Below are 10008 nucleotides of genomic sequence, written 5' to 3' on the forward strand. Positions count from 1 at the left end.
GGCGGGGCCTTTGCGGGCCGGGGAGCGTGGGAGCCGGCATATGGGTCGCGCTCGGCCGTTGCCGTGCGCGGCCGCTGCTCGCGCCCGCTGCCCATCAGCCCTTCGATGCGTGCCTCCAGCCCTTCGATCGTGCGGTTCAGCGCATCGAGCGAGGTCCTGTCGGACTGTCGGGAAGGATTTGATCGCGATCCGTTCATCTTCTTGCTCGCTTCGACTGCTCGACCTCTCGTCAGAGCTCGATCTTTGGCTTTTCCGTCTGCTGCCCGCGTCTTTACGCGGACCGGAGCGCATCATTCATAAGACGATAGTCAATTAGACTTTCCTCAAGCTGAACGATGTAGCGGCATCTCTTAGGAACGCGAGACTGGGGAAAGGAATGCGGATCGCTACTGCTCAATCCGCACCTTTCACGAAACGTGGTAAACAAGCCGTTAATGCCGATGGGAATTTTTTAACGTTTGTGTTCCAAACGCCGTTTTTGGCGGCAATTGCCCCCGAACGCGTCACATCGAATGGCGACGGCGCGTTCAGGCGGGCCTGGGATATTGCAGCTCGATCTTCACGCCTTCGGGCCCGTAGACGAAGACCTGGCCGAGATCGGTGTCGGGAATATCGTAATATTCGTAGCGATAGCCGCCCGCCTTGATGCGTTCCAGCGCCGGCCCGAATTCGTAAAGGCTGAAGGCGACATGGTTGAAGATGCCGGGTGGAAAATCGGTGCTGCGCGATGTCAGGCTGAGATGGATGACCGGGCGGTCGTCCAGATAGAGCCAATGGCCGGGCGAGGGAAAGGGCGGCCGATAGCCTTCCCTGACGCCGAGCACGGCTTCCAGGAAGCCGATCATCCCAGGCGCATCGCGGGTCTCGATGGTGACATGGTCGAGGCGCGGCATTGGTATCCTCCCAGCCAGCGTTGACGGCAAAGTCTAGCCTGTTTGAAACCGCCGCGAAAGTTGCCTTGTCCGCCTTTAGCAGGGGCTTAGAAGCTCTCCGTCCAGGGCCGGACTTCCACCTCCAGCGACCACGCACTGCGGTGCTGGCGAAGCACGTCGACATAGGTCTGGGCGATCGCCTCCGGCAGCAGCGTGCCATCCGGGCTATCTGCCCGGTCCGGCCGGATCTGCGAGCGCACGGCGCCGTCGATGACGAAATGCGCGACATGGATACCCATCGGCCCGAGTTCGCGGGCTGCACTCTGGGCAAGGCCGCGCAATGCGAACTTGCCCATGGCGAAGGGGGCCGATTGCGCAAAGCCCTTCACGCTTGCCGAGGCGCCGGTGATGAGGATGGCGCCGCGGCCGCGCGGAATCATCCGCCGCGCCGCCTGCTGCACCACCAGGAAACCGCCGAAAGCGGTGGTCGCGATAGACTTCTCGACCTCGGCGGGATCGAGTTCGGCGAGCGGGCCGCGCAGGCGGGCGCTGGCATTGAAGATCACCACGTCAAGTCCGCCGATTGCGGCAGCGGCCTCGTCGAACAGCGCTGCGACGCTCGCCGGCTGTGAAACGTCTGCTGTAAAGGCGCTGGCGCCGGTCTCCGCGATGAGCCCTTGCAGTTTCTCGATATTGCGGGCGGCGAGCCCGACCTTGACGCCCTGCGCCGACAATTGCCGGGCAAGCGATGCGCTGATGCCGGAGCCGGCGCCGACGATGAGTGCGCTCTCATAGGGAAAGTCGGTCATGATATCTTCCTCGATGGATCGTCCTGATGACGTAGGAAGCCCGGACGGTTTGCACCACCACTCGACTGGAATTTCAGTGCGATTGCGCCGAATCGATCGAATAGGCGCTGATGCGCGAGAGATGGATGAAGGAAAGGCCGGTTTCCCCCGCCCAGTCGTTGAAGGCCTGCTGGATCGACTGCTGGTCCTTCTTCGTCGTGCCCGACGAGGAGAGCGACACGCCGGCGGATCTGAGGCAGGCGAGCACGTCGATCGTGGCAATGAAACTGTCGCGGCCGATGCCCCGCAGGAAATATTGCCCGGTCATGCCGCCGAGCCGGTTGCCGCGTTTGCTCAACAGGTCGAGAAGCCCGATCTGGTCGTCCCGTGGCCAGTCGGCGAAGAAGACGCCGGCGCTGCCATATTCCTTCGCCAGTTCCCGGATGAAGGCGGCATTGGCCCGAACCGACATGATCTTGGCGCCATTGCGGATGATCCGCTCATCCGACGTCAGGGCGTGCCAATAGTCGTCGGGCGCGATATTCAGCGTCGCCGGATCGAAACCGGAAAACGCCGCTTCGAAACCCGGCCATTTAGCATCGATCACCTTCTGGACGAAGCCGCTGTAGAAGATGCGTCGCGTCATATCCGCCAGGATACGATCGTCGGGCATGGCGCGCAGCCGCTCATGATCCGGCCGGTAATTTTCCAGCAATGCCTGAAGTGCAGCCGCGCCGCCTTTTCGCTCCTCGGCACGCTGTCTTATCGCCTCGAAACTGATCATGCCGGCGGCCCTCGTGAAACATTGCCGCGATTGCGGCTTGAAAGACGCCTCAGCTTATACGCCGTTCTGCGGTGGACAAGGAAGATGAGATGGCGTCTCCTCCCAGCGCCGCATGCCCGCGGATTCGCGCTCTCGAATTTTTTCATGAAAAGACTTCACAACTGCAGAATTTGACGTTTACGCAAACGTCAATATTTTGTAAGACAGTGCCCAAGGCCGGCGCGAGCCGGTCAGCCGAATGGGAGGAATTCGAGAGATGCCAGTCTACAAGGCCCCGGTGAACGATACGCTCTTCGTCCTGAACGACGTGCTGGGCCTCGAACGCTACAACAATCTGCCCGGTTTTGCCGACGCGACCCCCGATATGATAGAAGCGATCCTCGGCGAGGCCGGACGGGTTGCCGAGGAAGTTCTCTTTCCGCTGAACTATTCCGGCGATCAGGAAGGCTGCACGCGCCACGATGATGCCAGCGTCTCGACGCCGAAGGGCTTCAAGGAGGCTTACAAGGCCTATCGCGACGGCGGCTGGATCGGTCTTGCGGTGCCGGAGGAATTCGGCGGGCAGGGGCTTCCCTACACGCTGCATACCGCCGTCGGCGAATATACCTCGGCCGCCAACATGTCGCTGATGATGTATCCGGGCCTGACCCAGGGCGCGATCGCCGCGCTGCTCGTCCACGGCTCCGACGAGCAGAAGGCCACCTATCTGCCGAAGATGGTGGATGGCGCGTGGTCCGGCACCATGAACCTGACCGAGCCGCATTGCGGCACCGATCTGGGCATGCTGCGCACCAAGGCAGTGCCGCAGGCTGACGGCAGCTACAAAATATCAGGCCAGAAGATCTTCATCTCCGCCGGCGAGCATGACCTGACCAACAATGTCATCCATCTGGTGCTCGCCCGCATCGAGGGTGCGCCTGAGGGCACCAAGGGCATCTCGCTCTTCATCGTTCCGAAATTCCTGGTCGGCGACGACGGCGCGCTCGGCGCCCGCAATGCTGTCTCCTGCGGCGCGATCGAGCACAAGATGGGCATCCACGCCAATGCCACCTGCGTCATGAATTACGACGAGGCGAAGGGTTTCCTGATCGGCGCCGAAAATCGCGGCCTCAACGCTATGTTCGTAATGATGAACGAGGCTCGCCTGATGGTTGGCCTGCAGGGCATCGCCATTTCCGAGATCGCCTATCAGAACGCCGCCAGCTATGCCCGCGACCGCATCCAGGGCCGCTCGCTGTCCGGCCCCAAGGCGCCGGACAAGAAAGCCGATCCGATCATCGTCCATCCGGATATTCGCCGCACGCTGATGACCATCCGCGCCTTCAACGAGGCCGGCCGCGCCTTCCTGCTCTGGACTGCGCTCAAATCTGATATCGCCCACCGCGCCACCGACGAGAAGGAGCGCCAGACGGCCGACGATATTCTCGGCCTCGTCACCCCGATCCTCAAGGGCGTGATGACCGACAAGGGCTTCGATCATGCCGTCATGGCCCAGCAGGTCTTCGGCGGCCACGGCTATATCGAAGAACACGGCATGAGCCAGTATGTGCGCGATGCCCGCATCGCCATGATCTATGAAGGCGCCAACGGCATTCAGGCGCTCGATCTCGTCGGCCGCAAGCTGGCCCTGAACGGCGGCCGCGCCGCCATGGCCCTGTTCAAGGAAATCGGCGATTTCTGCGAGGAGAACCGCAGCAACGAAAAGCTCTCCTTCTTCACCAAGCATCTGAAGAAGGGCTTGAACGACGTCCAGGGCGCGACCATGTGGTTCATGCAGAAAGCCATGGCCAAGCCCGACAATGCCGGCGCCGGCTCGACCGACTACATGCACCTCTTCGGCCTCGTCATTCTCGGCTATATGTGGGCGAAGATGGCGAAAGCCGCCGAGGATGGCCTTGCATCAGGCGATGCCGCCCGCGAGGATTACTTGAAGAACAAGCTGATCACCGCCCGCTTCTTCATGGAACGCCTGATGCCGGAAACCGCGCTTCGCAAGGCTCGCATCGAGGCCGGCGCCGACACGATGATGGAACTGGCCGCCGAAGCGTTTTGATTGTGCCCCTCTTCTCCCCAGCGGGGGTCCGAAGGACGGGTCGAGACCGGTGGCTCGACCCAGGCAGAGGTGGCCTGTTGGGCGAAAGAGGGAAGAACGAAATTCACCGGCGCCGCCGCGCCGTCAGGGAGATGAGACAATGACCGAGGTTTTCATTTACGACCACGTCCGCACGCCGCGCGGCCGTGGCAAGAAGGACGGCGCCCTGCATGAAGTGCCCTCCGTCCGCCTCGCGGCAAAGACGCTGGAGGCAATCCGCGACCGCAACGGGCTGAATACGGACACGGTCGACGACATCATCATGGGCTGCGTCGATCCGGTCATGGATGCCGGCGCCGTCATCCCCAAGGCCGCCGCCTTCGAAGCCGGTTACTCCACCAAGGCGCCCGGCATGCAGATCTCCCGCTTCTGCGCCTCCGGCCTCGATGCCGTCAATTTCGGTGCGGGCAAGATCGCGCAAGGGGCCGACGACATCGTCATCGCGGGCGGCGTGGAAAGCATGTCCCGCGTCGGCCTCGGCATGTCCGGCGGCGCCTGGTTCATGGATCCTTCCGTGAATTTCCCGGCCTATTTCATGCCGCAGGGCGTCTCGGCCGATCTGATCGCCACCAAATACGGCTTCAGCAGAACCGATGTCGACGCTTACGCGGTCGAGAGCCAGAAGCGCGCTGCCCATGCCTGGGAAGAGGGCTGGTTCGACAAGTCGGTCATCCCGGTCAAGGACCAGAACGGCCTGACGATCCTGGCAAAGGACGAACACATGCGCCCCGGCACGGATATGCAGGCGCTCGCCTCCCTCAATCCGTCCTTCCAGATGCCCGGCGAGATGGGCGGCTTCGAGGCCGTCGGCATCCAGGCCCATCCGGAGATCGAGCGCATCAACTATGTCCACCATGCCGGCAATTCCTCCGGCATCGTCGATGGCGCCAGCGTCGTCCTGCTCGGCTCCAAAGCCGGCGGTGAGAGCATGGGCAAAAAGCCGCGCGCCCGCATCAAGGCTTTCGCCAATATCGGCTCCGATCCGGCCCTGATGCTGACCGGGCCAGTCGACGTCACCGAGAAGCTGTTGAAACGATCAGGCATGAGCCTTTCCGACATCGACCTCTTCGAACTCAACGAGGCCTTCGCTGCCGTGGTGCTGCGCTACATGCAGGCCTTCGACATCGACCATGACAGGATCAACGTCAATGGCGGCGCCATCGCCATGGGCCATCCGCTCGGCGCCACCGGCGCGATGATCCTCGGCACGGTGCTGGACGAACTTGAACGCCGCGACCTCAACACTGCGCTGGTGACGCTCTGCATCGGCGCCGGCATGGGTACCGCAACGGTTATCGAAAGGGTCTGACGATGGGCTTCAACACCGGCACGATCGAAACCGAATATGCTGAGGTCACCGAGCACTGGTCGCCCCGCGTCATCGCAGATCTCAACGGCCAGAGCGTCAAGCTCGCCAAGGTTAAGGGCCAGCTCGCCTGGCATTCCCACCGTGACGAGGACGAGCTTTTCCTCATCTGGAAGGGCTCGCTTACCATCGAATATCGCGATCGCCCGCATGTGCATCTCAAGGCCGGTGATTTTCATGTCGTGCCGAGGGGTGTCGAGCATAATCCGGTTGCGCCCGAGGAATGCTGGATCGTGCTTTTCGAGCCGTCGCAGACCAAGCACACCGGCGATGTCGTCACCGAAAAGACGAAGACCTTAGACGCGCAGCGCAGCCATTTGCCGGCCTGATCGGGGAGGAAACCCAATGACCTACACCAATTTCACGCTCGAAACCGACGCCGATGGCATCGCTCTCGTCACCTGGGACATGCCCGGCAAATCGATGAACGTCTTCACCGCCGAGGTGATGGCCGAACTCGACGCCATCATCGACGCCACGACCGCTGATGCTTCCGTCAAAGGTGTCGTCTTCACCTCCGGCAAATCCTCCTTCTCCGGCGGCGCCGATCTGTCGATGATCAAATCGATGTTCAGCTCCTATCAGGAGGAGAAGGCAAAGAGCCCAGAGACAGCGGTGCAGAACCTCTTCGGCCTGGTCGGCCGCATGAGCGGCCTGTTCCGCAAACTCGAAACATCGGGCAAGCCCTGGGTGTCCGCCATCAACGGCACCTGCATGGGCGGCGCCTTCGAACTGTCGCTTGCCTGCCATGGCCGTGTCGCCTCCAATGCCAAGAGCGTCAAGATTGCACTGCCCGAGGTGAAGGTCGGCATCTTCCCCGGCGCCGGCGGCACGCAGCGTGTGCCGCGGTTGGCGAACGCCCAGGATGCGCTGCAGATGATGACGACGGGCCAGTCGCTGACCGGCTCCCGCGCCAAGGCGATGAACCTCGTGCATCAGGTGGTCGAGCCGGATCAGCTCATCCCGGCCGCCAAGCAGATGATCAAGGATGGCCTGAAGCCGGTCGCCCCCTGGGACGAGAAGGGCTTCAAGGCGCCTGGCGGCGGCATCTGGACGCCGGCCTCCGCCCAGCTCTGGCCGGCGGCGCCTGCGATCCTGCGCAGGGAAACATCGGGCAATTATCCGGCAGCGCTTGCCATCCTGAAATGCGTCTACGAAGGCCTGCAGGTGCCGTTCGACACCGGTCTGAAGATCGAGCAGCGTTATTTCACCGAGGTGCTCCAGACCCGTGAAGCCTTCTCGATGATCCGTTCGCTGTTCATCTCCATGCAGGAGCTCGGCAAGGGCGCCCGCCGCCCGGCAGGTCACGCGAAGACCGAGCTGAAACATATCGGCGTCGTCGGCGCCGGCTTCATGGGCGCCTCGATCGCCTATGTCACCGCCGCCGCCGGCATTCCCGTGACGTTGATCGACCGCGACATCGAAGCGGCGACCAAGGGCAAGGCCGTCTCGGAAGGCCTGGTCAAGGATTCGGTCGGTAAGGGGCGCCTTACGCAGGATGAAGCGGCCGCACTGCTCTCCCGCATCACGCCCTCGGCCGACTATGCCGACCTCGCCAATGCCGATCTCGTCATCGAGGCGGTGTTCGAGGATCGCGAGGTGAAGAAAGCGGTCATCGAGGCGGTCGAAGCCGTGCTGCCCGACGGCGCGATCTTCGCCTCCAATACCTCGACCCTGCCGATATCGGGTCTCGCCAAGAATTCGAAACGCCCGGCCGATTTCATCGGCATCCACTTCTTCTCGCCTGTCGAGAAGATGATGCTGACTGAGGTCATCCTCGGAAGCGACACCGGCGACAAGGCGCTGGCCGTCGCTCTTGATTATGTCGCAGCCATCAAGAAGACGCCGATCGTCGTCAACGACACCCGCGGCTTCTTCGTCAATCGCTGCGTGCTGCGCTACATGTCGGAAAGCTACGACATGCTGATCGAGGGTGTGCCGCCTGTGATGATCGAGAATGCCGCCAAGATGGCCGGCATGCCGGTTGGCCCCCTGGCGCTCAACGACGAGGTCGCCATCGACCTCTCGCTGAAAATCCTCAAGGCGACGGTCGCCGATCTCGGCGAAAAAGCCATCGACCCCAGGCATATGGAGCTGATCTCCCGCATGGTGGAAAAGGAAGGTCGCTTCGGCCGCAAGAATTCCAAGGGCTTCTACGACTATCCACCGAAACCGGCGAAGAAGTCCCTCTGGCCCGACCTCAAGACCTTCTACCCGCAGAAGCAGGCGGACGAGGTTGACGTCAACGTCCTGAAGCAACGCTTCCTCGTGACCATTGCGCTGGAAGCCGCCCGCACCGTGGAGGAAGGCATCGTCACCGATCCGCGCGAGGCGGATGTCGGGTCGATCCTGGGCTTTGGCTTCGCGCCCTACACCGGCGGAGCGCTGAGCTATATCGACGGGATGGGCGCGAAGGCTTTCGTGGAACTGGCTGAGAAGTTAGCAAGTGCTTACGGAAGTCACTTCAAGCCGACGCCGCTGCTGAAGGACATGGCCGCCAAGGGCGAGACCTTTTACGGTCGGTTCGACCCCTATGCAAAGGTGGGGAAGGCGGCTTAGGCCGCCTTTTGAGCTGTGCCGCTCTTGCCGGGTTTCAAATGTTGAATGGGGCAGGGGGTGACGGCAATCCGTAATCGCCAAGCAACACACGCCTCGCTGTCACCCGGATCGGACCGCCCATGCAACCATCCACCGACATCCTCGCCTTCGCCGATCCATTGGAGTGGGAATCCTGGCTTTGCGTGCATCACGCAGCATCGACCGGCGCCTGGCTGAAGATCGGTAAGAAAAATCCGAAACGAACTCTCATCACCATCGATGAGGCGCTGGATGTGGCGCTCTGTTACGGCTGGATTGACAGCCAGCGCAAGGGGTTTGACTCGAACTCCTACCTGCAGCGTTATTCGCCCCGGCGCGCCAAAAGTCCGTGGTCCAAGCTCAATGTCGATCGGGTCACAGCACTCGCGGAAACCGGGCGCATGCGGCCCGCGGGCCTTGCCGAAGTCGCTGCCGCCAAAGCCGACGGACGCTGGACTGTCGCCTACGCTCCACAACGCGATGCCGGCCTACCGGACGATCTGGCGGCGGCGCTCGCTGAGAACGCTGCCGCTGGCGCTGCCTTTGCTCGGCTCGACAAGACCGGCCAATATGCAATCGTCCTGCCACTCCTGAAGGCAACGAGCCCGGAAGTGCGGGTCGCCCGCCTCGGCAAGGCGATCACCAGGTTGGCGCGGGCCGAATAGACGGTATTTCAGTTTCTGCAAAAACCTCGCCCCCGGTTTTCCGTGCACGCGGCAGGGAAAGACCTGTCCGCGGTGTCTGAAACGTCACCGATTTCCCTTGGTGCGGCCTTGTCACGGACACAATTTCCGATTACATATCCGCGCATCGATCTTGCTAGATGAACTTTGAAACGGCCTCGCGTCGTTCCTGGCGAACTTCCTCCAAAATCGGTTTTCATCGCCGCTCGGCATTTGTCCGAGCTGCATTCTTCTATGAACGATTCGAAAAGGATATCGTCATGAGCACAGGTACCGTAAAGTGGTTCAACGCAACCAAGGGCTTCGGCTTCATTCAGCCGGATGACGGCGCAGCCGACGTTTTCGTCCACATCTCCGCCGTTGAACGCGCTGGCATGCGCGATCTCAAGGATGGCCAGAAGCTGTCTTACGAGCTCGTCCGCGACAACAAGTCCGGCAAGATGTCGGCAGACCGCCTCCAGGCGGCCTGAGCCTTCAAGGCTTTGAATATCATCTCCGGATCGTGACCACGGATGTACTGGCACGGTTCGTTGAGATAGCAGGGAAGGTCGGGTTAACCCGGCCTTTTTTTGTGTCTGGCAGGCGGATGCCGTGCCTTATCCGCTCGGTTTCCCAAGACATGCCGTGGTGAGTTATTCAGCCGCGGGACGCCTCATCCGCCTCCAGCATCTCCATGACCCGCGCCATCACCGCCCGCGCCGCATCGAGTTCGGCTGACGTGAAGGCGCCGCCCAGCCCGTCGGCCCATCCGGCTTGCGCGATCTCGATGACGCCGAGCCGCGCCGCCCCTTCTTCCGTCAGCCGCACCAGCTTGGCGCGCTGGTGCTGCGGGTTGTCGGCATAGGC

10 protein-coding genes and 1 pseudogene are annotated in these 10008 nt (G+C 62.1%); 6 read left to right on the top strand and 5 right to left on the bottom strand.

The features are described 5' to 3' along the window. The 4 genes from MOV76_RS36285 to MOV76_RS36300 form a co-directional block, all read right to left on the bottom strand. Positions 1-197 (bottom strand): hypothetical protein (locus MOV76_RS36285; RefSeq protein ID WP_247266358.1); only part of this gene is annotated, 197 nt, incomplete at its 3' end. Between the two features lie 330 nt (positions 198-527). Then, positions 528-893, bottom strand: coding sequence for a VOC family protein (locus MOV76_RS36290; RefSeq protein WP_018447618.1), 366 nt, complete (start codon positions 891-893; stop codon positions 528-530). An 86-nt stretch (positions 894-979) separates the two neighbouring features. Then, a complete protein-coding gene (locus MOV76_RS36295; protein ID WP_018447617.1) occupies positions 980-1681 on the bottom strand; it encodes an SDR family NAD(P)-dependent oxidoreductase in 702 nt (233 codons plus the stop codon). A 73-nt stretch (positions 1682-1754) separates the two neighbouring features. Further along, positions 1755-2444: a DNA-3-methyladenine glycosylase I gene (locus MOV76_RS36300; protein ID WP_018447616.1), complete on the bottom strand. Its 690-nt coding sequence runs from the start codon at positions 2442-2444 to the stop codon at positions 1755-1757. A 256-nt stretch (positions 2445-2700) separates the two neighbouring features. Between MOV76_RS36300 and MOV76_RS36305 the strand changes: the two genes are divergently transcribed. The 6 genes from MOV76_RS36305 to MOV76_RS36330 all read left to right on the top strand — a co-directional run bounded on the left by MOV76_RS36305 (position 2701) and on the right by MOV76_RS36330 (position 9632). Beyond that, positions 2701-4497, top strand: a complete 1797-nt coding sequence (locus tag MOV76_RS36305) for an acyl-CoA dehydrogenase C-terminal domain-containing protein (protein ID WP_247266359.1) — start codon at positions 2701-2703, stop codon at positions 4495-4497. A 139-nt stretch (positions 4498-4636) separates the two neighbouring features. Then, the gene (locus tag MOV76_RS36310) at positions 4637-5845 is read left to right on the top strand and encodes an acetyl-CoA C-acetyltransferase (RefSeq protein WP_018447614.1); all 1209 of its coding nucleotides are present in this window, start codon (positions 4637-4639) and stop codon (positions 5843-5845) included. Between the two features lie 2 nt (positions 5846-5847). Beyond that, the gene (locus MOV76_RS36315; RefSeq protein ID WP_028731542.1) at positions 5848-6231 is read left to right on the top strand and encodes a cupin domain-containing protein; all 384 of its coding nucleotides are present in this window, start codon (positions 5848-5850) and stop codon (positions 6229-6231) included. Positions 6232-6247: 16 nt separating this feature from the next. Continuing rightward, on the top strand, positions 6248-8461 hold the full coding sequence (locus MOV76_RS36320; RefSeq protein ID WP_247266360.1) for a 3-hydroxyacyl-CoA dehydrogenase NAD-binding domain-containing protein: 2214 nt from the start codon (positions 6248-6250) through the stop codon (positions 8459-8461). A 119-nt stretch (positions 8462-8580) separates the two neighbouring features. Beyond that, positions 8581-9144 (top strand): YdeI family protein, encoded by a 564-nt coding sequence (locus MOV76_RS36325; protein ID WP_247266361.1) that lies wholly within the window; start codon positions 8581-8583, stop codon positions 9142-9144. A 278-nt stretch (positions 9145-9422) separates the two neighbouring features. Further along, positions 9423-9632, top strand: coding sequence for a cold-shock protein (locus MOV76_RS36330; protein ID WP_003545273.1), 210 nt, complete (start codon positions 9423-9425; stop codon positions 9630-9632). 166 nt (positions 9633-9798) lie between these two features. Here the strand turns inward: MOV76_RS36330 and MOV76_RS36335 are convergent. After that, positions 9799-10008 (bottom strand): annotated as a pseudogene (locus MOV76_RS36335) (MarR family transcriptional regulator); the annotation flags it as partial.

It is taken from the genome of Rhizobium sp. PRIMUS64 (assembly GCF_023006465.1).
GTDB lineage: Bacteria > Pseudomonadota > Alphaproteobacteria > Rhizobiales > Rhizobiaceae > Rhizobium > Rhizobium leguminosarum.